Source organism: Lysobacter soli (assembly GCF_009755585.1).
GTDB lineage: Bacteria > Pseudomonadota > Gammaproteobacteria > Xanthomonadales > Xanthomonadaceae > Lysobacter_J > Lysobacter_J soli.
Genome location: NZ_CP046603.1, coordinates 3,218,850 through 3,244,237, shown reverse-complemented (window position 1 = coordinate 3,244,237; position 25,388 = coordinate 3,218,850). Strand labels below are relative to the sequence as shown.

Sequence of the window (25,388 nt, the reverse complement as noted above, 5' to 3'; positions counted from 1 at the left end):
CCGTTGCAGCCGCGGACGCGACCCGGGACGGCTGGAAAAGGGCCATTCCCCTTGCCGATCCCGCCCGACCCACGTAAGACGTGCACCTGTAGAGACAGGGGAATTCGATGATCCGTTTGCCGTGGGCGCTGCTGTTGTGCGCCGTGTGCCATGTCGCCTGGTCGGTCGCGTGGGCCAGTCCCGCGATCCCGCGCCCGCGGCAGCTCACGGTCGCCGACGGCCTGCCGTCCAACAGCATCAACGGCATCGCCGAGGACCAGAGCGGCTACCTGTGGATCGCCACCAGCGACGGCCTCGCGCGCTACGACGGCATCACCTTCCGGATCTGGCGCGCCGGCGATGGCCTGCTCGACAACTACCTCTGGTCGGTGCACGTCGACGCGCAGAACCGCATCTGGGTCGGCACCAGCCAGGCGGGCCTGGCGATGCTCGACACCGACCGTCGCACGTTCCGCCATTACGACTCGCACAACACGCCCGGCATCGGCAGCGACAACGTGTGGTCGGTGACCTCCACGCCCGATGGCGCGATCTGGTTCGGCACCGCGTCGGCGGGCCTGCATCGCCTGGATCCCGACGGTCGCGTGCAGCGTTTCGTGCCGCGACCCGACGACGCGCGCAGCCTGCCGAGCCTGGAAGTGAGCCAGCTGCGCACCACGGCCGATGGCGACCTGTGGATCGCCACGCGCGATGGTGCCGCGCGCTGGAACGGTCGCGACTTCGATCGCGTGCCGCCGTCGACCTTCGGCTCGCCGGTGATCAATTCCATCGGCGTGCAGCCCGACGGCACGCTGTGGTTCGGCACGCCGCGCGGCGTCGGCACGCGCGGGCGCGACGGTCGCTTCGACGCGACACCTTTCCGCGCGTTGGGCGAAGGCGCGACGGTGCTCGACATCCTCGTGCGCGACCGCGCCGGGCAGTACTGGTTCGACACGCCGCAGGGCATGGGGATCGAGCAGAACGGCCGGCTGCAGAACGTGCCACTGTTCAGCGCGTCCTCGCAGGGCATCGTGCGTCCGTCGTGGACCTCGTCGCTGGAAGATCGCGAAGGCGGCGTGTGGTTCGGCAGCGCCGGCAACGGCCTGTGGTACCTGCCGGCGAACTGGCGCCAGTTCGCGCTGTATTCGCGGCAGGTGGACGACCCGACGTCGCTGGGCAATGCCGCCGTCCACGGCATCGCGCCCAGCAGCGACGGCAGCATGTGGCTGGTCGGCACCGGCGGCGTGCTGGACCGCTTCGATCCGCGCACCGGCGCGGTGACGCACGTCGCGCGCGATTTCAGCGAGGGCTACATCGTCTACTCCGTGCTCGAAGGCCGCGCCGGCTACGTGTGGATGAGCTACCACGACGGCCTGGTGCGACTGGATCCGCGGACGGGACACGCGCGCCGCTGGACGGCGCACGACGAACGCGACCCGGTCCCAAGCGGCAGCAGTTATCTCGCGCAAACACCGGACGGGCTGGTCTGGACGGCGGGGCAGGGCGGCGAGGTGCAGGCACGAACGGCCGAGGGCGTTCGCATCGAATCGATCGTTCCCGGCGACCTGCGCGGTCCGCCGGAAGGCGGCACGATCCAGCAGATCGGCGTGGGCCCGAACGGCGCGCTGTGGCTGGCGTGGTCCGACGGCCTGTCGCAATGGGATTACACCGCGCGGCGCTTCGTGCCTGTGCCGGGCGCCCCGTCGGGCACGATCCTCAGCTTCGCGCAGGAAGGTCGTGACCGCATGTGGATCGCGCGCCTGGGCGTGCTGGAAGCCTATCGCTGGGACGGCGACAAGCTCACGCGCGTGGAACGCCTGGATCGCCTCGCGGGCATGCCGGAGGTCGCGCTCAACGGACTGGCGGTGGATCCCGACGGCGTCGTGTGGGCCACCACGGTGCGCGGTCTGCTGCGCGTGGAGCCCAAGCGCCGCGTCGTGCGCGTATACGGCGTGCGCGATGGCCTTTCCAACCAGGAATTCCCGAGCCGGCCGGTGATGACGCGCGATCGCGACCGCATCCTGGTCGGTTCGCCCGATGGCCTGGTGATGTTCGCGCCGGCCGACGTGCATCCCTCGGTGGAGCCGCCGCGCCTGCTGGTGCAGAGCGTCGACGTGAGCCGCGCCGACCTGCGCACGCCGCTGGATGCCTCGCAGCCGATCGTGCTCAAGCCTGGCGACCGCGACCTGCGCGTGGTCGCGCGACTGCTGTCGTTCAACGACGCGCGCAACCACGCGTTCCGCTTCCGCCTGCGCGGTTACGACGCCGACTGGGTCGACGTCGACTCGACGGGCGAACGCGTCTATTCGCAGCTCGATCCCGGCGACTACACGCTGCAGATCGTCGCGCGCGCGGCCGACAACATCTGGTCGCCACCGCAGACGCTGTCCGTCAGCGTGCAGCCGCCGTGGTGGCAGACGTGGATCGCGATGACCGCTTTCGCCGGCATCGTCGTCGCGGTGGGCTGGTGGAGCGCCGACGCGTACCGGCGCCGCCTCAAACGTCGCCACGCATGGCAGTTGTCCGAGCGCGAACGCGAGTTCGCCGAACAGGCCTCGCTCGCCAAGACGCGCTTCCTCGCCACGCTCGGCCACGAAGTGCGCACGCCCATGACGGGCGTGCTGGGCATGAGCGAGCTGCTGCTCGACACGCCACTGGACGGGCAGCAACGCAGCCACGTCGAGTCGATCCGTCGCGCCGGCCGCCACCTGCTGAGGCTGGTGAACGACGCGCTCGACCTGGCGCGCATCGAATCCGGCCGCCTGGAACTGGCCGACGAGCCGTTCGATCTTCGCGATGTCGTCGATGAGGCGACGACGCTGATGGCGCCTCTGGCGAAGCAGAAAGGCCTCGCGTTCCGCGTCATCGTGGACGACGACGCGCCGGCCGGCATGCGCGGCGACGCGAGCCGCGTCTGCCAGATCCTGCTCAACCTCCTCGCCAACGCGATCAAGTTCACCGAGCGAGGCTGCGTCGAACTGCGCGTGGGCGCGCTGTCGCCCCGCGGCGTGCGTTTCGAGGTGATCGACACGGGCCCGGGCCTGAGTCGCGAACAACAGGCGCGCCTGTTCCGCCGCTTCGAACAGGCCGAAGGTGCGCGCACGGCCGCGCGTTACGGCGGCAGCGGGCTGGGCCTGGCGATCTGCCAGGAACTATCGGCGGAAATGGGCGGCTCGATCGAGCTGGAAAGCGCGCCCGGCGAAGGCGCGCGCTTCATCGTCGTGCTGCCGTTGCCGCACGCGGTCGTGCCCGGAACCCACGACGACGCGCAGGCGCTGCTCGACTCGCGCGGCGGCCCGCTGACGCTGCTGCTGGTGGAAGACGATCCGACGGTGGCCGAGGTGATCTGCGGCCTGCTGCGCGCGCAGGGCCATCGCGTCACGCATGTCTCGCATGCGCTGGCCGCGCTCGCCGAATCGGCGACCGGAACCTTCGACGCGGCGCTGCTCGACCTGGACCTGCCCGGCATGGACGGCCTCGCGCTCGCCTCGCACCTGCGGATGCAGGGCTTCGACCGGCCGCTGCTGGCGATCACCGCCCGCGCCGACGCCGACGCCGAACCGCAGGCAATGGCCTCGGGTTTCCAGGGCTTCCTGCGCAAGCCGGTGACCGGCGCGATGCTGGCCGCGCTGCTGCAGGGCGTTCCGCGGGTGGAGATGGCGTAGGGGTTTCCACACCAGCGCCGACGGCCCGACGCCCTCTTCTACACCGTCATCCCGGCGAAGGCCGGGACCCAGGCCCTCAGCGTTGGGGCACTTCGCAGCGGGCGAGCCAGACTTCGTCATTCCAGCGAAAGCTGGAATCCATTCTGGTGGCCGCGAGATCGTTGAAAGGCAACAGCGCCGTTTTTCCCTGCACTGGTTAGTGAGCGCCACACCTTCGTTGCCCCTCACCCCAACCCCTCTCCCGGTGGGAGAGGGGCTAGAGCACCGTCATTCCGGCGTTAAAGGAGGCGCGGCGGTAGGAACACCGTCATCCCGGCGAAGGCCGGGATCCAGGCCCTCAGCGTTGGGGCACTCCGGCAGCGGCGAACCACGACTTCGTCATTCCAGCGAAAGCTGGAATCCATTTTGATCTTCGCGAGATCCGGCAGAGCAATAGCGCAGTTTTTCCCTGCACTCGCGGTTGAGCGCAGTACCTTCGTTGCCCCTCACCCCAACCCCTCTTCCCGGTGGGAGAGGGGCTAAAGCGTCGCCATTCCAGCGAAAGTCCGGGAGCGGCCATAGGAACGCCGTCTTCCCGGCGGAAGCCGGGATCCAGGCCCTCAGCGTTCGGGCACTCCAGCAGCGGCGAACCACGACTTCGTCATTCCAGCGAAAGCTGGAATCCATCTTGATCTTGGCGAGATCCGGTAAAGCAACAGCGCAGTTTTTCCCTGCACTGGCTAGTGAGCGCCGCACCTTCGTTGCCCCTCACCCCAACCCCTCTCCCGGTGGGAGAGGGGCTAAATCGCCTTACCGCGCGCTCAACTCATGCACCGCCGCGACCAGCGCGGCGACGTGGTCGGGGCTCATGTCGGGCGACATGCCGTGGCCCAGGTTGAAGACGTGGCCTTCGCGCGAGCCGCCGTTGCCCTGCGCGTAATCGTCTAGCGCGCGGCCGACTTCGCGGCGGATCGCGTCGGGCTGCGCGTAGAGCGTCACCGGGTCGAGGTTGCCCTGCAGCGCGACCTTGCCGCCGGTGCGGCGTGCGGCATCGCCCAGGCCGACGGTCCAGTCGATGCCGACGCCTTCGGCGCCGCTGTCGGCCAGCTCTTCCAGGTACGCGCCGTTGCCCTTGCCGAACAGGATCAGCGGGGTTTGTTCCTCACCCCGCGGCAGCGCCTGCGCGATCTTCTTCAGGTAGCGCAGCGAAAACTCGCGATACATCGACGGCGACAGCACGCCGCCCCACGTATCGAACACCTGCAGCGCCTGCGCGCCGGCCTGGCGCTGCGCGTCGAGGTACGCGATGACGGCATCGCTCACGACCTCGAGCAGGCGGTGCATCGCCGCCGGGTCGTTCAGTGCGAGCGCCTTCACCTTCGAGAAGTTCTCGCTGCCGCCGCCTTCGATCATGTAGCAGGCCAGCGTCCACGGGCTGCCGGAAAAACCGATCAGCGGCACGGCGTTGTCCAGTTCGCGACGGATCGTGCGCACCGCGTCGGTGACGTAGCGCAGCTCACGGTCCATGTCGGGCACGGCGAGTTTCGCGATGTCCTCGTGCGTGCGCACCGGGCGCTCGAACTTCGGGCCTTCGCCTTCGACGAAATACAGCCCCAGGCCCATCGCGTCGGGCACGGTCAGGATGTCGGAGAACAGGATCGCCGCGTCGAGCGGGAAACGGCGCAGCGGTTGCAGCGTCACCTCGCAGGCCAGTTCGGGATTCTTCGCCATGCCCAGGAAGCTGCCGGCCGCGGCGCGCGTGGCGCGGTACTCCGGCAGATAGCGGCCGGCCTGGCGCATCAGCCACACGGGCGTGCGGTCGACGGGCTCGCGCCGCAGGGCGCGCAGGAAACGGTCGTTCTTCGGGGGCGTGGCGGTCATCGGGAGTCCTTGCTTTCGGGGTCGCGCGACGCGGGGCATCGGCGGAGCGGCGGGTCGAACGGCCGCCATTATCGCGGCTCGCGCCGTGCCCGCTCGGGACCGCGACGAACCGGACTGTTTCGGCGGGCGGCTATTTCGGGGCGTCGGCGCCCTGCACGAACATCAGCTGGAAGCCGCGCTTGAGCTGCTGGTCGCGCGCCGATTCCAGCGCGGCCATGGCGCTGGCCTGGTCGAGGAACTGCTCGCGCCGCAGGGTGCTGCGCCCGCCGATCTGGCCGCTTTCGCGCACCAGCGTCCATCCGCCGAGCAGGTCGGGCTGCAGCATGAGCTGGACGAAGCGGGGCGCTTCGCGGCCGTCGGGCCGTTGTTGCAGGAGCAGTCGCATGGTACGGATTGTAACGAGCGCCGGTGTACGAGGCGCCGTCAGCGGCCGCGCAGCACGTCCAGCACGCGCTCGTCCGGCACGCCGGAGACGATCTTCGCCAGCCCCGCGCGTTCCCACAGCACGAAGCGCAGGCCGTGGGCCTCGGCCTTCTTGTCCAGGCGCATGCGGTCGAGCAGCGCCTCGGGCTCCAGGCCAGCCGGGATCACCGTCGGCAGGCCCAGCCGCTGCAGCAGCGCCTGCAGACGGTGCGTATCCGACGCGTGCGCCAGACCGAGCGCGGCCGACAGCCGGGCCGCCAGCACCATGCCGACCGCCACCGCCTCGCCGTGGTTCAGCGCGGCGCTGCCGGCGCCGGCGTAGCCCTGCGCGGCCTCGATCGCGTGGCCAAAGGTGTGGCCGAAATTGAGCAACGCGCGCTCGCCATGTTCGTAGGGATCGCGCGACACCACTTCGGCCTTGTACTGGCACGAACGCGCGATCGCCTCCGACAGCGCCGCGTCGTCGCCGGCCAGCAGCGCGTCGGCATGATGTTCGAGCCACGTCAGGAATTCGGCGTCGAAGATCGCGCCGTACTTCACGACTTCCGCCAGTCCCGCGCGCAGCTCGCGTTCGGGCAGTGTGCGCAGCGTGGTGGTGTCGGCGATCACCGCGCGCGGCGGATGGAACGCGCCGACGAGGTTCTTGCCCGCTGGCAGGTCGACCGCGGTCTTGCCGCCGACGGAGGAATCCACCATCGCCAGCAGCGTCGTCGGTAGTTGCACCACGTCGATGCCGCGCATCCAGCACGCCGCGGCGAAACCGGCGAGGTCGCCGACCACGCCGCCACCGAGCGCGATTACCGTCGCGTCTCGCGTCGCGCAGAGCTTCGCCAGCGCGTCGAGCGCCTCGCAGAAGCGCGCGAGCGTCTTCTCCTGTTCGCCCGGCGGAATCACGAAGCAGGCGATGGAGAGCGTCGGCCGCGCGGCACGCAGCGTGGCTTCGACGCGGTCGGCGTACAGCGGCGCGACGTTGCCATCGCTGACGATCAGCGCATGGCGTCCTCGCAGCGCATGCGCGAGCAGCGCCGAATCGCCGAGCAGGTTCGGTCCGATGCAGATGTCGTAGCGCGCCTCGCCATCGACCTTGACCGTGCGCATGGTGCTCATGGGAATTCCGGAGTGGGGGACGACGGGCGGGGCGAGGATTGGCCGTCCGCAGCTTCGTCATCCTGAAGTTCGCATTGTCCCGCCGGGGACGATGAAGCCGGCGTGTCCGTCGCGCGCTGCCAGCGCACGTCGAGCTCGCGGGCGAGCAGCTCGGCCGCACCGGCGCTGTCGTGGGCGTCGGTGTCGAACACCAGGTCGGCCACTTCGGCGTACAGCGGCGCGCGGCGCGTCGAGAGATCGCGCAGCACCTGCTCGCGATCGCCGCGTGCCAGCAGCGGCCGGCTGCGGTCGCGTGCCAGGCGCGCGAGCTGCTGCTCCACGCTCACCACCAGGTGCACGACGAAGCCGCGTTCGCGCATGCGGCGGCGGTTGTCCGGATCGAGCACCGCGCCGCCGCCGGTGGACAGGACGATGCCGTCCTGCGCCAGCAACGCGGCGAGCACGGCGCTTTCGCGCGCGCGGAAACCGGCTTCGCCTTCGACCTCGAAAATCGTGTTGATGCTCGTGCCGGCAAGGCGCTCGATCTCGTGGTCGGCATCGACCAGCCGCAGCCCGAAGCGCTCGGCCACGCGGCGCCCGACGCAGGTCTTCCCTGCGCCCATGGGGCCGACGAGGACGAGGTTGGACGCGGGGTTCATCCCGAGGATTCTAAGCGCTGCGTCACCCGACCGGGCGTCGCTGCGCATCGAGCCGCAGCGTCCGGTCGGCGATGCCGGGCAGCGTGCGCAGCGCCTGCCGGCTCACGCGTTCGAACAGCGCGACGAAGCGGTCGATGTCGGCACGGGACATGCCATGCTCGGCCCGTCGACGCGCCTGCATCGCCTGCTCCTGCTGCCAGCGCCATTGCGGCACGGTCTCGAAGCACGGCGGCCGAAGGAACAGCAGCCGGTCGATGCGCGACCACAGCGCGGGATAGTCGCGTGCGAGCGCGTCGTTGCAGTAACGACGCCACGTGCCGTCGGCATCTTCATCGCGTTCGACGGCGTTGATCGGCTCGCGCAGCGCGGCCTCGTCCTGCGGCGGCGTGCACAGGAACCAGCCTTCGAACAGGACCAGGTCCACCGCCTCGACGCGTCGCCAGCGCGATGGCGGCAGGCGCGTGTCGGCGAGCTTGTCGAAGCGCGGCAGTGCGACCGGCGTGCCCGCGCGCAGCGCGTCGAGCGTGGCGCAGCCCAATGTCACATCGTGCGTGCCCGGCGGCCCGCGCGTGGCGAGCAGCGGATGCACGCGTCGCGCGAGGCGCCGGCGTTCGCCACGCCCGAAGTACAGGTCGTCCACCGACAGCACCGCGACGCGCAGCCCGCGTGAACGCGCCATCGCGGCGAGCTGCGCGGCCAGCGTGGATTTGCCCGAGCCCTGCAGGCCGCAGATGCCGTACACCTTCACGCCGGGCGCCAACGCATCGGCGAGGAGGTCCGCCACCAGCGCAGCGTCGAATCCGGCGGCGGGGTGCACACGGGGCGGCATCGGCCCACAATAGCGCAATGGACACGCCCGACCTGCTCAAAGAAGCCCTCGCCACGTTCGATGCCCTGTTCGACGAAGCGCAACGCGCCGGCGAGCCCGACCGCACCGCGATGACCGTCGCCACCGCCAGCCTCGACGCGCGACCGTCGGCGCGCACGGTGCTGCTCAAGGCGCACGATGCGCGCGGTTTCGTGTTCTACACGCACCTGGACGGGCGCAAGGGGCGCGAACTGCAGGCCAATCCGCACGCCGCGCTGCTGTTTCACTGGCCGCGCGTGCGCGACGGCGTGCAGGTGCGCATCGAAGGGCCGGTGGAAATCGTCAGCGACGAGGAAGCCGACGCGTACTTCGCATCGCGTCCGCGCGGAAGCCAGCTCGGCGCATGGGCGTCGAAGCAATCGGAAACGCTGGAAGCGCGCGAGCAGTTCGAGGAGCGACTTGCGCAGGCAGAACGCGAATTCGAAGGCCGCGACGTGCCGCGTCCGCCGCGCTGGACGGGACTGCGCGTGAAGCCGGACACGATCGAGTTCTGGTACGGCGCGAACTTCCGCCTGCACGAGCGCCAGGCGTACGAGCGCGACGTCGCCGGCGACTGGCATCGCCGGATGCTCTTCCCATGAGATCGGCTGGCTTGAAGCGCGTCGCCGCAGGACAGGGCGCATGAGCCTCCACGGCGTGCGTCGCGCCGACACGCGGAATCTGGCGTCGTGGATGGCGATGCGGCTGTCGCTGTGGCCCGATGCCGACGACACCGTCGATGCCTTGCTCGCACAGCTGGAAGAAAACGATCAGCTCGTGTTGCTCGCGTTAGATGCGGATGGCCAGGCGATCGGGTTTGCCGAAGCGACCCTCCGCCACGACTACGTCAACGGTACGGAAAGCTCGCCGGTCGGCTTCCTCGAAGGGCTTTACGTGATTCCGGCGGCACGTCGCAGCGGCGTCGGTCGCGCGCTGGTCGACGCGGTCGAACGGTGGACGCGCGAGCGCGGATGCCACGAGCTCGCGTCCGATGCCTTGATCGACAACACCGCCAGCCACGCCGCGCACGCTGCGTACGGCTTCGAGGAAACCGAGCGCGTGGTGTATTTTCGCAAGGCGCTTGCGGGAGCGACGCGATGACGCACGGGCCGCGCCGCATCGTCTGCCTCACCGAGGAGCCGACCGAAACGCTGTACGCGCTGGGCGAGCAGGATCGCATCGTCGGCATCAGCGGGTTCACCGTGCGCCCGGCGATCGCGCGCAAGGAAAAGCCGAAAGTCAGCGCGTTCACCAGCGCGAAGATCGGCGAGATCCTGAAGCTGCGGCCCGACTTCGTGATCGGGTTTTCCGACATCCAGGCGGAAATCGCCGGCGAGCTGATCCGCCACGGCGTGGAGGTGTGGATCAGCAACCATCGCAGCGTGGAGGGCATCATCGATTACGTCCGCCGGCTCGGCGCGCTCGTCGGCGTGGCCGATCGCGCCAACGCGTACGCCGACGAACTGCAGCGCGGCCTGGACGACATCGCCGCGCAGGCCGCGAAACTCGCGCAGCGGCCGAAGGTGTATTTCGAGGAGTGGGACGAGCCGCTGATCAGCGGCATCCAGTGGGTCGCCGAGCTGGTACGCATCGCCGGCGGCGACGATGTTTTTCCCGAACGCGCGGCCGAATCGCTGGCAAAGCAACGCATCCTCGAGGATCCGTCGGAGGTCGTGCGACGCGCGCCCGACATCATCCTGGGGTCATGGTGCGGCAAGAAGTTCCGCCCCGAGAAAGTAGCCGCACGCCCGGGCTGGGACGCGATCCCCGCGGTGCGCGACGGCGAACTGCACGAGATCAAGTCGCCGATCATCCTGCAGCCGGGACCGGCATCTCTGACCGATGGCGTTGGCGAGATCGCGAGGGTGATCCGGCGCTGGGCGGAGCGGGGCGGGTAGTTCGGCTGGGTCAGGCCGGGACGGTTGTCGTCATCCCGGCGAAGGCCAGGATCCAGGCTGTCACGTCGTCGGTTCCGCGCATCTGAAGGCCTGATGGCCTGCGTTCCAGCTTTCGCTGGAATGACGCGGAGGTGGTTGACCGGTGAGGAAGTGCCCCGCGCGCTGCGGGCCTGGGTCCCGGCTTTCGCCGGGATGACGGCTTCGGAGATGCTCAGCGAATCCCGAATCACCGCGGATAGAAATCCCGCGAGAACTGCATCTGCGACGTCGCGCCGTTCTCGCGGACGATCTGCACGTCGAAGCGCAGCGTGTCCGGCGGGGACACCTCGACGGTGCCGACGTAATCGAGCAGCGCCTGCGGCGATCCGGGATCGCCGCTGCGCAACTCGCGCATGTCGATGACGTGCTTGCGGCCGCGCAGGTCGCTCGCGGTGGCGACGATCCGCGCTGGCAGCGCGGTTTCCTGCGCGCCTTCGCCCTGCCGCACGCCGATGAGCAGCATCACCGTGTCGTCGTTGCGCGCGATGCCGTACTGGCGCGCGACCGGTTCGCTCAAGGTCGAGGTGGGAATCGCGGACGCGCGGATCGTGACATCGCCGATGCGGCTGACCGCTTCCTGCGAGGCGGACGCGTTCGCGGGTGCCGAGGGCGGCGCAGGCGGCGCGCTTCCGTCGCAGGCAGTGAGCGCGACGGACAGCAGGGACGCGGCGAAGGCGTGGCGCGGGCTGGGAACGTGCATGGTTCGCTCCGGTCAGTCGTTGGCGGCGGACAACTGGCGGCCGCGTTCGGTCGCCGCCGCGATGGCGCGGTCGACCAGTTCGCGGAAGCCGCCCGCCTCGAAGGTTTCGATCGCCGCCTGCGTGGTGCCGCCGGGGGACGTCACCCGCGTGCGCAGCACGTCGGCGGGTTCGTCCTGCTTCACCAGCATCGTCGCAGCGCCGAGCAGCGTCTGCCGGACCAGCGCCCGCGCGGCATCGGCGGGCAGGCCCTGTGCGATGCCGGCGGCCTGCATCGCCTCGGCGAGCAGGAACACGTAGGCCGGGCCGCTGCCGGATACGGCGGTCACCGCGTCCATCTTCGCTTCGTCGTCGATCCAGACCGTCGGGCCGACGGCATCGAGCAGCGCATCCGCGTCCGCGCGTTGCGCATCGTTCGCGCGCGCGTTGGCGAACAGGCCGGTGATGCCGGCGCCGAGCAGCGCGGGCGTGTTCGGCATCGCGCGCACGACGGGGAGGTCGCCGCCGAGCCAGCGCTCGAGCTGCGCGGTGGTGATGCCGGCGGCGATCGACACCACCACCGGGCGATGCGCCAGCGCCAGCGGAGCCAGGGTCGCGCAGACCTCGCGCATGACCTGCGGCTTCACCGCGAGCACCCAGACGTCCGCGCCCTCGGCCGCGGACGTGGCGTGCTCGGCGCAGGTCACGCCGAAGTCGGTCTGCAGGGCATCGCGCAGGACGGCGACGGGCTCGGCGACGCGGATGGCGCCCGCCGGGCGGCCGCGTGCGACGAGGCCGCCGATCAGGCTGCGGGCCATGTTGCCGCCGCCGATGAAGGCGACGGTCGGGGTGCGGGGAGCGGAATCGTTCATGGCGGCAGGATACCAACGCGACCGGCGGCCGCCGGGCTACGCGCCCTTGGGCGGCCGCGCGCCGAACAGCGCGGTGCCGATGCGCACCATCGTCGCGCCTTCGGCGATCGCGATGGCGTAGTCGTCGCTCATGCCCATCGACAGCGTGTCGACCGTCGGATAGCCGGCGCGCAGCGCGTCGAACAGCGCGTGCGTGCGGCGGAAGGCGTCGCGGCGCCGTTCCGGATCCGGATGCGGTGTCGGGATCGCCATCAGCCCGCGCAGGCACAGTCGCGGCTCGGCGGCGATGGCCCGCGCGAGGGCGGGGACGTCGTCGGGCTGGCAGCCGTGCTTGCTGGCCTCGTCGTCGATGTTCACCTGGATCAGCACGTTCAGCGGCGGGCGGTCGGCGGGGCGGTGGCGCGCCAACGCCTCCACGAGCTTGGGGCGGTCGACCGTCTGGATCCAGTCGAACAGGGCCGCGGCGACCGGTGCCTTGTTCGACTGCAGGTGACCGATCAGGTGCCATTCCAGCCCCCGACCGGCGAGTTCGGCGGCCTTGCCGGCCGCCTCCTGGACGTAGTTCTCGCCGAAGGCGCGCTGGCCGGCATCGGCCAGTTCCGCGACGGCGGTCGCATCCTGGGTCTTGCTGACTGCGAGCAGGCGCGGGCCTGGCCTGCCGGCGGAGGCGGCCGCGTTTTGAAGCTGGAGCGTAATGTCCTTCAGGGCGCGCGCGCGCACGTCTCAGTTCCTGACAAAAGTGCTGGAAATGGGGCAAGGGGGCAGGGCTATACTGCCGTCAGGGGAAATTCCGTACCACCGTTTCATTCCAGCTGTGCAGGGGAGCACGAATGGATATCGCCGAACTTCTGGCGTTCTCGGTCAAGAACAAAGCATCCGACCTGCACCTGTCCGCCGGCCTGCCGCCGATGATCCGCGTGGACGGCGACGTTCGCCGCATCAACATCCCGGCGCTGGACCACAAGCAGGTCCACGCGCTGGTGTACGACATCATGTCGGACAAGCAGCGCCGCGATTACGAGGAATTCCTCGAAGTCGACTTCTCGTTCGAGATTCCCGGCCTGGCGCGCTTCCGCGTCAACGCGTTCAACCAGAACCGCGGCGCCGGTGCGGTGTTCCGTACGATTCCGTCGGAAGTGCTCACGCTCGACGACCTGGGTTGCCCGCCGATCTTCCGCGAGCTGATCCAGCAGCCGCAGGGCCTGATCCTGGTGACCGGTCCGACCGGCTCGGGCAAGTCGACCACGCTCGCGGCGATGATCGACCACATCAACAAGAACGAATACGGCCACATCCTCTCCGTCGAGGATCCGATCGAATTCGTGCACACCTCGCAGAAGTGCCTGATCAACCAGCGCGAGGTGCACCGCGACACGCACGGCTTCAACGAGGCGCTACGCTCGGCGCTGCGCGAAGACCCCGACTACATCCTCGTCGGCGAATTGCGCGACCTGGAAACCATCCGCCTGGCGCTGACGGCCGCGGAAACCGGCCACCTGGTGTTCGGCACGCTGCACACCTCCTCGGCGGCCAAGACCGTGGACCGAATCATCGACGTGTTCCCCGCCGGCGAGAAGCCGATGGTGCGCTCGATGCTGTCCGAATCGCTGCGCGCGGTGATCTCGCAGTCGCTGCTGAAGAAGGTCGGCGGCGGTCGTACCGCGGCGTGGGAAATCATGGTCGGCATCCCGGCCATCCGTAACCTGATCCGCGAAGACAAGGTCGCGCAGATGTACTCGGCGATCCAGACCGGCCAGAACTACGGAATGATGACGCTCGACCAGCACCTGCAGGACCTCGTCAAGCGCGGCCTGATCCTGCGTCCGCAGGCGAAGGAATACGCGAAGGACAAGCGGTTGTTCGAGTAATTCCGGGATTGGGGAATCGGGATTCGGGATTCGTAAAACCGCGGAGCGGGATCGGGTCGGGACGCAGGGGCGGTCGCTCCAGCCAATCCCGCAGGCCAGATCGCCGGTCGCGGCCAAGGGGAAAAATGCATGAGCACCAACACCACCGGCACCACGCCCGCCACGAACGCCTCCGGCGCCATCGACTTCACCTCGTTCCTGAAGCTGATGGCGCACCAGAAGGCGTCGGACCTGTTCATCACCGCCGGCATGCCGCCGTCGATGAAGGTGCACGGCAAGATCGCGCCGATCACGCCCAACGCCCTGACGCCGCAGCAGTCGCGCGACATGGTGCTGAACGTGATGAATCCGCAGCAGCGCGAGGAATTCGAGAAGACGCACGAGTGCAACTTCGCCATCGGCGTCGCCGGCGTCGGCCGCTTCCGCGTGAGCTGTTTCTACCAGCGCAACCAGGTCGGCATGGTGCTTCGTCGCATCGAGACGAAGATCCCGACGGTGGAAGAACTGAACCTGCCGCCGGTGATCAAGACGCTGGCGATGACCAAGCGCGGCATCATCATCTTCGTCGGCGCGACGGGCACGGGTAAGTCCACCTCGCTCGCGGCGATGATCGGCTACCGCAACCTCAACTCGACCGGCCACATCATCACCATCGAGGACCCGATCGAATTCGTGCACAAGCACGAGGGCTGCATCATCACGCAGCGCGAAGTGGGCATCGACACCGACAGCTGGGAAGCGGCGCTGAAGAACACGCTGCGCCAGGCGCCGGACGTGATCATGATCGGCGAGGTGCGCACGCGCGAAGGCATGGACCACGCCATCGCCTTCGCCGAAACCGGCCACCTGGTGCTGTGCACGCTGCACGCCAACAACGCCAACCAGGCGATGGACCGCATCATCAACTTCTTCCCGGAAGACCGCCGCCAGCAGCTGCTGATGGACTTGTCGCTGAACCTGAAGGGCGTGGTCGCGCAGCAGCTGATCCCGACGCCGGACGGCAAGGGCCGCCGCGTGGCGATGGAAATCCTGCTGGGCACGCCGCTGGTGCAGGACTACATCCGCGATGGCGAGATCCACAAGCTCAAGGAAGTGATGAAGGAATCCGTGCAGCTGGGCATGAAGACCTTCGACCAGGCGCTGTTCGAGCTGTACCAGGCCGGCGAGATTTCCTACGAGGACGCGCTGCGCTACGCCGACTCGCAGAACGAAGTGCGCCTGCGCATCAAGCTCGCGCAGGGCGGCGACGCGAAGACGCTCGCGGCCGGGCTCGACGGCGTGGAGCTGGCACAGGTCCGCTGATTCCCGGTCTTTCGATCTACGCAGAAGCCCCGCGCATGCGGGGCTTTTTCGTTATGGCCAGCGGCGATGCGGAGCGCCGCACTTACGTGGAAACGCGCGAAGACGCCTGCAGCCACTGCATCAGCTCCGCGATTTCCACCGGCTTGATGAAGTGGCGATCGAAGCCCGCCTCGAGCGCGCGCTTCACGTCGTCGGGCTGGCCGTAGCCGCTGATGGCGATCAGGTGCACCGCATCGCCGCCCGGCGCCTGGCGCACGCGGCGCGCGACCTCGAAGCCGTCGATGTCGGGCAGGCCCAGGTCGAGCAGCACGATCTCCGGCCGCCACGCATGGATCAGATCGAGCGCGCCGGTGCCGTCGCGCGCGGTACGCACCAGCGCGCCCTGGATCTCCAGCAGCACCGCCAGCGAGTCGGCGTAATCTTCGCGATCGTCCACGACCAGGATGCGCCGCGCGACGAGCGAGCCGGCGCGCGAGGGCTCATCCGCCGCGGTGTCGTCGACCGCGTCGCGCGAACGCAGTGGCAGTCGGACGATGAATTCCGACCCCTGTCCGGGCCCGTCGCTCTGCGCGCGCACCGTGCCGCCATGCAGCTCGACCAGCTGCTTGACGATGGTGAGGCCCACGCCCAGCCCACCCTGCGAACGCGCGAGTCCGCGTTCGGCCTGCGCGAAAAGATCGAACACGCGCTCGGTGACTTCGCGCGACATGCCGATGCCGTTGTCGCTCACGCGCAGTTCGGCGTTGCCGTCCTCCACGCCGACGGCCACGCGGATGCGCCCGCCGGGATCGGTGTATTTGACGGCATTGCCGATGAGGTTGAGGGCGATTTGTTCCAGCCGGCCCGGGTCGCCGATGACGCGCACCGGCTCGCCCGTGGCGACCAGTTCGAGTTCGTGCCCCTTGCTGCCGATCATCGGCTGCAGGCTCGCCAACGCGTGGTGCGCGACCGACTGCAGGTCGCACGGCTCCTGCCGCAGCGTGATCAGCCCGCGCGTGATGCGCGAGACGTCGAGCAGGTCGTTGACCAGGTCCGTCAGCAGCGTGACCTGCCGGTCGATCAGCGCCGAGCAGCGTGAAGTCGAAACCGCATCGGGGCTGTTCAGCAGCAGGTAACTCGCGTTGCGGATCGCCGCGATCGGATTGCGCAGTTCGTGCGCGAGCATCGCCAGGAATTCGTCCTTGCGACGCGCGGCATCGCGCAGCGCGGCTTCGCTCTCGCGCAACGCTGCGGCGGTACGCCGGCGCGCGGTGGCTTCGCTGTCGCGCGAGATGATGATCGCGGCGGTCTGCGTGAGACGCCCGACCAGTTCGATGTGCCGCGGCGTGGCTTCGCACGGGACCGGCCAGTACAGCGCGAACGTGCCGACGAACGTGCCGGCGGCGGTGTGGATCGGGAAACTCCAGCACGCGCGATAGCCGAAGCGTTCGGCCAGCCATCGCCATGGCTCCCAGCGCGGCTCCTCGCGCACGTCGGAGGTCAGCACCGGCGTGCCCGTCGAGGCCGCCAGCCCGCAGGCGAGGGATTCCGGGCCGATCAGGAAGCCGCTCACCTCCTTCGCGTACTCGTTGCCCATGCCGACGACGTGGTTGAGCCGCTTGCCCTCCGGATCGACGAGATAGAACGCCGCACGCACGCCGTCGCCGAGCTCGTGAGTCGCCGTCCGCACGAGGATGCCCAGCGAGGTGGACAGCGGTTCGCCGTCCATCGCGGCCTGCATCGCTTCCTTCTGCCCGGTCATCCACGCTTCGCGCTCGCGCCGTTCGGCTTCGGTCTGGCTGCGTTCGAGCAGGTCGGCGGCCTGGCGCACCAGGATGTCGAACAGGCGGAACTGGTCCGCCGTGGGCCGGTACGGGCTGCGCCAGTGCGTGGACAGCATGCCGAGCAGGCGACCGCCGCGCGTGACCAGCGGCGTGGCCTGCACGGCGACCAGGCCGACGCGGCGATACATCGCGAGGTCCTCTTCGGACGTGGAAGGATCCGCGGTGACGTCGCTGCACATGAACCGCTCGCCGAGCCGCAGCGCAGACCCTGAACTGCAGGTGGAAGTGGAGCGCACGACGCCCCAGAACTGCTCGGCTTCGGCCGGGAAGCCGCGCGCCACCATCAGCCGCAGCTGCGGCCCGTGCGCGCCCGTTTCGAGCACCTGCAGGCTGCCGAAATCCGAACGCATGATCGCCATCGCCGCATCCACCAGCTTGCGGTAGATGACGCCGCCGTCTTCCTGGCTGATCAGCTCGGCGCTGATCTGGTGCAGCAGCACCGTATCGGCCAGCTGGGTGGCCGTCAGCGGCGCGGCGTCGGAAGGCGCCGGCGTGGCCGAAGGGGCGAGCTGCTGCCCGTAGGGTGTGGTCATCGCGTACGCCCTGGGGTTCGCGTGCCCTACGTTACACCCGCCCGCAGAGGCCGGTGTGAGCGCGCACGGCGCTCGCAGCAGACGCCACGGGAATCGCGAGCCGGTTTCGTCACGCCGCGCGAATGCTTCGTCGGCGCGGCGCACCTGCCGCCGCGTGCGTTGACGCGACCCTTCACGCCGATGGCACAAGATGCGCGGATGCACGATCGACAGATTCCGACCGATGGCCGCCACCCGTAGCGCGGGGCGACCAGACGACCCGGCACGGACGAACGACCTGCGGGTCCAGCTGGCGCTGGATGCCGCGGGCCTGGGAAGTTTCATCTGGTACCCGGCGGACGACCGCGGCGTGCCGGATGCGCGCCTGCTCGCGTTGTTCGGCCTGCCGCCCGGTTCGTCTCTCAGCCTGGCGCGCGCGTTGGCCTCGACGATCCATCCCGACGATCGCGAAACGTTTCGCGATGCCATGGATCGCGCGCTCGACCCGGACGGCACGGGCCTGCTGCAGGAAGACGTCCGCATCGTCCGCCCCGATGGCTCGCAGCGGTGGATCGCCGTCAGCGGGCAGACCTCGTTCGAAGGCGCGCCACCGCAGCCGACGCGCATGGACGGCGTGGCGATGGACATCACCGATCGCAAGCAGGACGAGGCCGTGCTGCGCGCGAACGCGCGGACGCAGCGTTTCCTGCTCGCGCTCGGCGACGCGCTGCGACCGCTCGCCGATGCGGGCGCGATCATGCGCACGGCGATGGGGATGCTGGCCGAGCACCTGGACGTCAACCGCGGCTACTACGGCGAGGTCGAACACAACGGCACGTATTGCCGCGTGCGCGACAGCTTCAACCGGGGCGTGCAGAGCCTGGACGGGCGCTATCGGCTGGACGATTACAGTCCGTCGAAGATGGACCTGTTGCGCGCGGCGCGAAACCTCGTCATCACCGATGCCGAACACGATGCCGATATCGGGCAGCCCGAGCGCGACCGCTACCTCGCGCTGAGCATCCGCTCGCTGATCAACGTGCCGCTGGTGAAGAACGAGCACTTCATCGCCGTGCTCGGCGTCAGCGACGAGCGCGCCCGCGACTGGAGCGAGGAGGAGATCGAGGTCGTGCGCGAAACCGCCGAGCGCACGTGGGCCGCGGTGGAGCGCGCGCGTGCCGAAGCCGCGCTACGACAGAGCGAGAAGCGCTTCCAGCAGGTCGCACGGAACCTCGATGCGGCGTTCTACGTCGTGGACATGTCGCAGGACCGCATGCACCACCTCAACGACGCGCATCGCCGCCTGTGGTCGATCGAACCGGCGCGGCGACGCGAAGCGTGGTTCCAGCGCGTGCATCCGGACGACGCGCAACGCGTGCGCGCGCTGCACGAGTCGTTCGCGCTGGGCAAGTCGTCGGCGTTCGACGCGCAGTACCGCATCGTGCTCGACGACGCGTCGGTGCGATGGGTGCACGACAGCGCCGTGGTCGGCAGCCGCAACGAGGACGGTCGCGTCCGCACCGTCACCGGAATGATGCAGGACATCACGCAGCAGAAGCACGACGCGCGCCTGCTGCGGCAATCGGAAGAGAAATACCGCCACCTGTTCGACTCCATCGACCAGGGCTTCGCGTTGATCGACGTGGTCTTCGACGGCGACCGCGCGATGGACTACCGATTCGTGGAGGTCAATCCCGCCTTCGAACGCCAGACCGGCCTGGTCAACGCCACCGGCCGCACTGCGCGCGAGTGCGCGCCCGACCTCGACCAGACGTGGTTCGACACGTATGGCGAAGTGGCTCGTAGCGGAACCCCGCTGCGTTTCGAGCGCCGCGCCGACGCGCTGGATCGCGATTTCGACGTATACGCCTTCCGCGTCGGCCCGGCCGATGCGCCGAAGGTCGCGGTGCTGTTCGCCGACATCACCGATCGCCGCGTCATGGAGGTCGCGCTGCGTCAGGCCGATCGCCGCAAGGACGAGTTCCTGGCGACGCTCGCGCACGAATTGCGCAATCCGCTCGCGCCGCTGCGCACCGGGCTGGAGCTGCTGCGCCGCTGGAACGTGCGCGAGGATGCCGGCGCGACGCTGGGCATGATGGAGCGACAGGTTCGCCATCTGGTGCGCATGGTGGACGACCTGCTCGACATCAGCCGTATCAGCCGCGGCAAGGTGGAGCTGGATCGTCGTCGCGTCGATCTCGTGCACGAGGTGCGCGTCGCCGCCGAGGCGATGCAGCCGACCTACGAAGCGGAGAACCGTACGTTGTCGATCGACCTGACGCCGTCGCCGCTGATGGTCTGCGCCGACACGACGCGCGTGATGCAGGTGCTCGGAAACCTGCTCAGCAACGCGCTCAAGTTCACGCCGGAAGGCGGGCACATCCGCGTGTCGCTCGCGCGCGAGGGCGACGAAGCGGTGCTGTGCGTGCGCGACGACGGTATCGGCATCGCCGATGACGACCTCGAACAGATCTTCGCCAGCTTCATGCAGGTCGATACTTCGCTCGAACGCGGGCAGAACGGTCTCGGCCTCGGGCTCGCGGTCGCGAAGGAACTCGTGTCGATGCACGGCGGCCGCATCCAGGCGCGCAGCAAGGGCCTGGGCGAAGGCAGCGAATTCATGGTGCGCCTGCCGCTGGACGAAATCCCCGAGATGTTCGAGTTCGAACCTGTCGATGTGTCGGGCGCGCCGCTGGTGATCGAGTGTCCCGACGCGCACGCATGGAGGCGCGTGCTGGTGGTCGACGACAACCGCGCCTCCGCCGACACCTTGGCGCTGCTGCTGCGGTTGTCGGGCTTCGAAGTCGCCGTCGCTTACGAGGGCCGGCAGGCGGTCGATCGCGCGAGGGCATGGCGCCCGGATGCGGTGGTGATGGACATCGGCATGCCCGATCTCAACGGCTTCGAGGCCTGTCGTGCGATGCGCGACGACGCGGAAGGCCGTCCGTTCGTGGCGATCGCACTGACCGGCTGGGGCGGCGCGGACGCGAAGCAGGCCAGTCGCGACGCCGGCTTTGACCTGCACCTGGTGAAACCGGCCGAGCCGAGCGCGATCACCGAACTGCTGGAAAGGCGGCTGTCCGCGCTGGCGCGGCAGCCATCGTGACGGTCAGAGCTTGCGCCGCCACGCCGGATCCAGCGGCGGCTTGAGCTTCAGGATCTTCTTCTGCGCGGGGCAATCGTCGCGATGCGCGCCGGGCAGGTAGCCCAGGCTCATCAGGAACTCGTTGGTGATCTCGCCACCGGTGAAGCGGAAGGTCTTCTTGAACAGCTTGATCCAGCCGGCCTTGTCGCGGCGCTTGCCGGCATCGTCGAGCAGGTGCGCGTCGAGCCATTGCGCGAAGCTGCCATGCGATGCGCGCAGCTCGCGGATCACCTTCGCGTTGTGGATCGCCGCATCCACCTTCAGGCGGTTGCGGATGATGCCGGCGTCATTCAACAGGCGCTCTCGATCCTTGTCGCCGTACCTGGCGACCTTGTCCACGTCGAAGCCGCTGTACGCGCGATGGAATCCCTCCCGCTTGCGCAGCATGGTCTCCCAGCTCAGTCCGGCCTGGTTGATCTCGAGGATCAGGCGCTCGAACAGCACCGCTTCATCGCGCTGCGGGAATCCGTACTCGGTGTCGTGGTAAGGGCCGTGGAGCGGGTGGCCGGGGGCGGAGTCGCAGTAGCCGGACATTGGGTTTTGCTGGTTTGGTGGTGTGGAGGCTGGCGGTGCGTGGTGCGTGGTGCTTGTCGCGTCGAGTTCGCTTCGCTTGTCGCTTGTCGCTTCTCGCTTCTCGCTGTTGCTCTTTGCTCGTCATTCCCGCGAAGGCGGGAATCCAGGGACTTCTCACGCTTAACCGGAATTGCTTCAGACGCGGAAGCCGAACGCTCCAGGCCGTAAGACTGCGGGGAAAGCGTGCAACGTCCCTGGATTCCCGCCTTCGCGGGAATGACGATGAGGTGTGCGGGCGGTCGCGGGAGTGCCCATCCGCACCAGCGCGATGGAGTGCGAGCCGCCTTACTTCCCCGGAGTCGCGAACGCCTGCAACCCCAGCGTCTCCAGCCCCTGCTCGAAGCGGATGTCGATCGGGATCTTCGCGTCCTTCAATCGCGCCAGGTCCGCCGCGAGTTCGGGCTTGATCACGCCCATCGTCTCGGTCATGCGCTTGGCTTCGGCGTAATCGCCGTCGCCCTGCACGGTGAGCAGCTTCGCGCTGAGCGCGTTCATCGCCTCGCGCATCTTGTCGAAGTCGACGCGGTAGCGCCCGTCGGCGTCGCGCGTGAACGCGCCGCGCTCGGCGAAGAAGTTGAAGCGCACCATGTTCGCCTTGCCGTGCGCGTCGCTCGCGCCGAAACGCACCGAGCGCAGGATGCCGGCGAGGAAGGTCACGTAGCCGTCCATCAGCTTGCTTTCGTCGAGTTCGCCCTGGCGGCTGAGCGCGTCGATCATGTACAGACCGAGGATGTCGGCCTTGCCTTCCTCGAAGCTGGACGAATATTCCTTCAGCGCCTCGTCGACAGTGCCCTTGCCGTCGAGCGTCTTCTTGATGCCCAGGCCATGCGCGACTTCATGGAACATCACGTCCTCGAAGAACGCATCGAACGTGACGTGCTTGAGCTGGTCCTTCGCGATCAGCTGGTTCGCGATCGGCACCAAAATCGCGTCGAACTTCGCGCGCATCACGTTCTCCAGCTGGAGCCGGCGCGTGCCCTTCTTCAGCTGCACTTCCTCGTCGTTGGGCAGGTTGATCGCGATCGTCTTGCCGCCGACGTTCGCATTGCCGCCGTAATAGACGACCTGGTATGCGTTGAGGTCGGCGTCGGAGCCGGGCATTTCCGCCTTGTATTTCGCGTCCACCGGCAGGCCCTTCTGCAGCGCCGGCAGGAAACTCGCGAAGCGCGCGAGCTTCTGGCTCCACTCCACGTCCTTCACCAGCACCAGGCCTTCGTAGGCGGCCTTGTAGCCGAAGAGCTGGTCTTCGTAGGTCTCGATCGGGCCGATGACGACGTCGACCGGATTGGTCTTCATGTCCATCCACGCCATGTCGCTGGGACGGAAGTCGTCGCTCAGCAGCGCGTCGGCGCGCATGTTCAGGTAACCGGCGAACGACTTGTCGCTGCTGAGCTTCGCCGCTTCGCGCAGCAGCGTCGCGACGCGCTCGAGCTCGGGCTTGTAGGCCACGTGATACGGCACGGTGACGAGCTTGCCGTTCTCGCGACGCAGCAGGGTGTAGTTGGACGTCTTGTCCGGCAGCTGCGCGGCTTCGAACTCGGCCTTGGTCATGTCGGCCGGATAGAACGGGCCGCCCGGCGGGCGCGGGCCGACGCCGTCGATGAAGGGCGTGTCTTCGTTCAGGCGATCCCACGGGCCGAAATTGATCTCCGCCAGCTCGCGCGTCGCCGCATCCGGCGCGCGCGCCAGCAGCGCGGCGCGATCGCCGTCCCAGGACTGCTTCCAGTACAGGTCGTTGGTGACTTCACTGGCTTCCACCAGCAGCGCGATCATGTGGCGCGTGTTCTCGTCGAAGCGCGAGAGATCGGCCTTCAGCGGCACCACGGCGTAGTCGCCGGCGTGCGCGGCGGCGTAGGACGTCGCCGCGGGAGCTTGCGCGGGCGTGGACGCCGCGGGTGCGGCTTCGGGCGGGTTCGCACGCTGGCAGGCGGCGAGGGCGACGACGGCCAGGCAGGCCAGGACGAGCGGGCGCTGTGTGGAAGACATGACGGCGGCGTTGGGCACGGGGAAAGTCGCCATCGTACGCCGTGCCGCGATGCGGCACGCATCACGCCGGGCGGGCTAGAATGCGGCCATGTCCGTTACGCCCACGCCACTGGCCAACCAGCTGCTGATCGCGCTGCCCGCGCTGGCCGATTCGAACTTCGCGCGCAGCGTGGCGCTGATCTGCCAGCACGACGCCGACGGTGCCATGGGCATCGTCGTGAACCGCGCTTCCGAATACACGCTGGGCGAAGTGCTCGGCCAGATGGGCCTGGAAGGCGGCGACGAAACCATGCGCGCGCAGCCGGTGCTCGCCGGCGGCCCGGTGCATCCCGAGCGCGGCTTCGTGCTGCACGACGGCGGCATGCAGTGGGATTCGACGATGGCGATCACCGAACACCTGTTCCTCACCACGTCGCGCGACATCCTCGAAGCGATGGCGCGCGGCGAAGGCCCTGAGAACGCGATCGTCGCGCTGGGCTGCGCCGGCTGGGGTTCGGGCCAGCTGGAACACGAGCTCACCGAGAACGACTGGCTCACCGCACCGGCCGACGCCGAGCTGCTGTTCGAGCTGCCGCTGGATGCGCGCTGGCAGGCCGCCGCCGGTCGCATCGGCGTCGATTTCGCGCACCTGGCCGACTACGCCGGTCACGCCTGATGGCGGCCTCGCCCGACAAGCCCGGCATCCGTCGCGACGGCACCGTGCTGGGCTTCGACGTGGGCGCGCGCCGCATCGGCGTCGCCGTCGGCAGCGCGTTCGGGCACGGCGCACGCGCGCTGGCCGTGATCGACGTGCACGGCCACGGGCCGGACTGGGCCTCGATCGACCGGCTGCGCAGCGAATGGCGGCCCGACGGCCTGATCGTCGGCGACCCGATGGCACTGGACGGCGGCGACCAGCCGATCCGCCTGCGCGCGCACGCCTTCGCGCGCGAACTCGCGCAGCGATACAACCTGCCGGTGGTGCTCGTCGACGAGCGCATGAGTTCGATCGAAGCCGCGCAGAGGTTCGCATCCGATCGTGCCGAAGGCCGCAAGCGCCGCCGCGATGCAGAGGCGCTCGACGCCGTCGCCGCCGCGGTCATCATCGAACGCTGGCTCGCGTCGCCCGACGACGCGCTCGACCTTTCCGATCTTCCCGATTCCACGAAATCGAACCGGCCGACGCCGCCTCCGACCGCATGAACAACACGCACCTTCCGCGCCATCTGCTCACGCTCGATGGCCTGCCTTTCGACGCGCTCGATGCGCTGCTCACGCGCGCGCAGGCCTTCGCCGACGGCCATTACGACCGTCGTGCGCTCGACGGCATCGCGGTGTGCACGCTGTTCTTCGAACCGTCCACGCGCACGCGCATGAGCTTCACGCTCGCCGCGCAGCGCCTGGGCGCGGACGTGCTGAACTTCGACGCGTCCACCTCGTCCACGCGCAAGGGCGAAACCGCTCTGGACACGTTGAAGAACCTCGAAGCGATGGGCGTGCGCGGCTTCGTCATCCGCCATCACGAAGACGGCGCGGTGGCCGCGCTCTCGCAGCACGTCGAGCATGGGACCGCACTCGTCAATGCCGGTGACGGCCGCAGCGCGCATCCGACGCAGGGCCTGCTCGACATGCTCACGCTGCGGCAGGCGAAGGGGCACGACTTCTCGAAGCTGAAGGTCGCGATCGTCGGCGACGTGAAGCATTCGCGCGTCGCGCGTTCGGACCTGCAGGCGCTGCGCACGCTCGGCACCGGCGAGATCCGCGTGTGCGGCCCGGCCTCGCTGCTGCCGGACGATGGCACGCTCGACGGTTGCGTCGTCTCGCACGATCTCGATGCCGCACTGGACGGCGTGGACGCGGCGATGATGCTGCGCCTGCAACGCGAACGCATGGAAGAAGGCCTGGTCGCCTCGCTCGACGACTACCACCGCGAGTTCGGTCTCACCGCGCAACGCCTCACGCGCGCCGCGCCCGATGCGGTCGTGATGCATCCGGGCCCGATCAACCGCGGCGTGGAAATCACCGACGAAGTGGCCGACGGTCCGCAGTCGCTTATCCTGCGCCAGGTGAGCAACGGCGTCGCCGTGCGCATGGCGGTGCTGGAGGCGTTGCTGCGCGGGTGACACCCGTCATCCCGGCGAAAGCCGGGGCCCGGGCCGGGTGCGTCGGGCACTCGCCTAGCGGCGAATCGCTGT

The 25,388-nt window shown here is 68.9% G+C and carries 20 protein-coding genes and 1 pseudogene; 10 read left to right on the top strand and 11 right to left on the bottom strand.

The annotated features are described in order from the left end of the window. Positions 1–107: 107 nt before the first annotated feature. Entirely contained in the window at positions 108–3,644 is a 3,537-nt protein-coding gene (locus tag GOY17_RS14830) for a ligand-binding sensor domain-containing protein (protein ID WP_157030976.1), read from the top strand. A gap of 789 nt (positions 3,645–4,433) precedes the next feature. Here GOY17_RS14830 and hemE read toward each other — a convergent pair. The 5 genes and pseudogenes from hemE to GOY17_RS14805 all read right to left on the bottom strand — a co-directional run bounded on the left by hemE (position 4,434) and on the right by GOY17_RS14805 (position 8,501). Further along, positions 4,434–5,504 (bottom strand): uroporphyrinogen decarboxylase, encoded by a 1,071-nt coding sequence (gene hemE / locus GOY17_RS14825; RefSeq protein ID WP_157030975.1) that lies wholly within the window; start codon positions 5,502–5,504, stop codon positions 4,434–4,436. Between the two features lie 130 nt (positions 5,505–5,634). Beyond that, positions 5,635–5,889 carry a WGR domain-containing protein gene (locus GOY17_RS14820; protein WP_115842577.1) on the bottom strand — a complete coding sequence of 85 codons (255 nt, stop codon included), beginning with the start codon at positions 5,887–5,889 and terminating at the stop codon, positions 5,635–5,637. A gap of 38 nt (positions 5,890–5,927) precedes the next feature. Next, positions 5,928–7,034 carry a 3-dehydroquinate synthase gene (gene aroB / locus GOY17_RS14815; RefSeq protein ID WP_157030974.1) on the bottom strand — a complete coding sequence of 369 codons (1,107 nt, stop codon included), beginning with the start codon at positions 7,032–7,034 and terminating at the stop codon, positions 5,928–5,930. Positions 7,035–7,147: 113 nt separating this feature from the next. Further along, positions 7,148–7,672, bottom strand: a pseudogene (locus tag GOY17_RS14810) (shikimate kinase); the annotation flags it as partial. Positions 7,673–7,694: 22 nt separating this feature from the next. Further along, positions 7,695–8,501 (bottom strand): kinase, encoded by an 807-nt coding sequence (locus tag GOY17_RS14805; protein ID WP_157030972.1) that lies wholly within the window; start codon positions 8,499–8,501, stop codon positions 7,695–7,697. Between the two features lie 17 nt (positions 8,502–8,518). On the opposite strand from GOY17_RS14805, the gene pdxH reads away from it, so the two are divergent. From pdxH to GOY17_RS14790, 3 genes are read left to right on the top strand one after another with little or no spacing between them, the layout of a single operon-like run. Further along, positions 8,519–9,121 carry a pyridoxamine 5'-phosphate oxidase gene (gene pdxH / locus GOY17_RS14800; RefSeq protein ID WP_157030971.1) on the top strand — a complete coding sequence of 201 codons (603 nt, stop codon included), beginning with the start codon at positions 8,519–8,521 and terminating at the stop codon, positions 9,119–9,121. 40 nt (positions 9,122–9,161) lie between these two features. Continuing rightward, complete coding sequence (gene aac(6'), locus GOY17_RS14795) at positions 9,162–9,620, top strand: aminoglycoside 6'-N-acetyltransferase (protein ID WP_157030970.1); 459 nt, start codon at positions 9,162–9,164, stop codon at positions 9,618–9,620. After that, complete coding sequence (locus GOY17_RS14790) at positions 9,617–10,417, top strand: cobalamin-binding protein (protein ID WP_157030969.1); 801 nt, start codon at positions 9,617–9,619, stop codon at positions 10,415–10,417. Before aac(6') ends, GOY17_RS14790 begins: the two co-directional genes overlap by 4 nt. Before the next feature lie 226 nt (positions 10,418–10,643). On the opposite strand, the gene GOY17_RS14785 is transcribed toward GOY17_RS14790, so the two are convergent. Genes GOY17_RS14785 through GOY17_RS14775 form a run of 3 tightly spaced genes read right to left on the bottom strand, consistent with a single transcriptional unit; the run spans position 10,644 to position 12,725 of the window. Next, the gene (locus GOY17_RS14785) at positions 10,644–11,156 is read right to left on the bottom strand and encodes a DUF4426 domain-containing protein (RefSeq protein ID WP_157030968.1); all 513 of its coding nucleotides are present in this window, start codon (positions 11,154–11,156) and stop codon (positions 10,644–10,646) included. Between the two features lie 12 nt (positions 11,157–11,168). Then, positions 11,169–12,005, bottom strand: a complete 837-nt coding sequence (proC, locus tag GOY17_RS14780; RefSeq protein WP_157030967.1) for a pyrroline-5-carboxylate reductase — start codon at positions 12,003–12,005, stop codon at positions 11,169–11,171. 36 nt (positions 12,006–12,041) lie between these two features. Then, a complete protein-coding gene (locus GOY17_RS14775; protein WP_232338443.1) occupies positions 12,042–12,725 on the bottom strand; it encodes a YggS family pyridoxal phosphate-dependent enzyme in 684 nt (227 codons plus the stop codon). Between the two features lie 110 nt (positions 12,726–12,835). Here GOY17_RS14775 and GOY17_RS14770 point away from each other — a divergent pair, with 110 nt between their 5' ends. Both GOY17_RS14770 and GOY17_RS14765 read left to right on the top strand, forming a co-directional pair. After that, positions 12,836–13,873, top strand: coding sequence for a type IV pilus twitching motility protein PilT (locus tag GOY17_RS14770; protein ID WP_115842568.1), 1,038 nt, complete (start codon positions 12,836–12,838; stop codon positions 13,871–13,873). A 129-nt stretch (positions 13,874–14,002) separates the two neighbouring features. Further along, on the top strand, positions 14,003–15,175 hold the full coding sequence (locus GOY17_RS14765) for a PilT/PilU family type 4a pilus ATPase (RefSeq protein WP_115842567.1): 1,173 nt from the start codon (positions 14,003–14,005) through the stop codon (positions 15,173–15,175). Between the two features lie 82 nt (positions 15,176–15,257). On the opposite strand, the gene GOY17_RS14760 is transcribed toward GOY17_RS14765, so the two are convergent. Continuing rightward, positions 15,258–17,531 (bottom strand): ATP-binding protein, encoded by a 2,274-nt coding sequence (locus GOY17_RS14760; protein ID WP_198173703.1) that lies wholly within the window; start codon positions 17,529–17,531, stop codon positions 15,258–15,260. A 223-nt stretch (positions 17,532–17,754) separates the two neighbouring features. Here GOY17_RS14760 and GOY17_RS14755 point away from each other — a divergent pair, with 223 nt between their 5' ends. Next, positions 17,755–20,616 (top strand): ATP-binding protein, encoded by a 2,862-nt coding sequence (locus GOY17_RS14755; RefSeq protein WP_198173702.1) that lies wholly within the window; start codon positions 17,755–17,757, stop codon positions 20,614–20,616. A 3-nt stretch (positions 20,617–20,619) separates the two neighbouring features. On the opposite strand, the gene GOY17_RS14750 is transcribed toward GOY17_RS14755, so the two are convergent. Together GOY17_RS14750 and GOY17_RS14745 are read right to left on the bottom strand one after the other, a co-directional pair. Next, positions 20,620–21,189, bottom strand: coding sequence for a DNA-3-methyladenine glycosylase I (locus tag GOY17_RS14750; protein ID WP_157030964.1), 570 nt, complete (start codon positions 21,187–21,189; stop codon positions 20,620–20,622). Positions 21,190–21,513: 324 nt separating this feature from the next. Next, positions 21,514–23,214 carry a dipeptidyl-peptidase 3 family protein gene (locus tag GOY17_RS14745; protein ID WP_157030963.1) on the bottom strand — a complete coding sequence of 567 codons (1,701 nt, stop codon included), beginning with the start codon at positions 23,212–23,214 and terminating at the stop codon, positions 21,514–21,516. An 88-nt stretch (positions 23,215–23,302) separates the two neighbouring features. Between GOY17_RS14745 and GOY17_RS14740 the strand changes: the two genes are divergently transcribed. From GOY17_RS14740 to GOY17_RS14730, 3 genes are read left to right on the top strand one after another with little or no spacing between them, the layout of a single operon-like run. Next, complete coding sequence (locus GOY17_RS14740; protein WP_115842563.1) at positions 23,303–23,869, top strand: YqgE/AlgH family protein; 567 nt, start codon at positions 23,303–23,305, stop codon at positions 23,867–23,869. Beyond that, entirely contained in the window at positions 23,869–24,396 is a 528-nt protein-coding gene (gene ruvX, locus GOY17_RS14735; protein WP_115842562.1) for a Holliday junction resolvase RuvX, read from the top strand. Before GOY17_RS14740 ends, ruvX begins: the two co-directional genes overlap by 1 nt. Next, positions 24,393–25,316, top strand: a complete 924-nt coding sequence (locus GOY17_RS14730) for an aspartate carbamoyltransferase catalytic subunit (protein ID WP_157030962.1) — start codon at positions 24,393–24,395, stop codon at positions 25,314–25,316. The genes ruvX and GOY17_RS14730 overlap by 4 nt, the downstream gene beginning before the upstream one ends. Positions 25,317–25,388 lie beyond the last annotated feature (72 nt).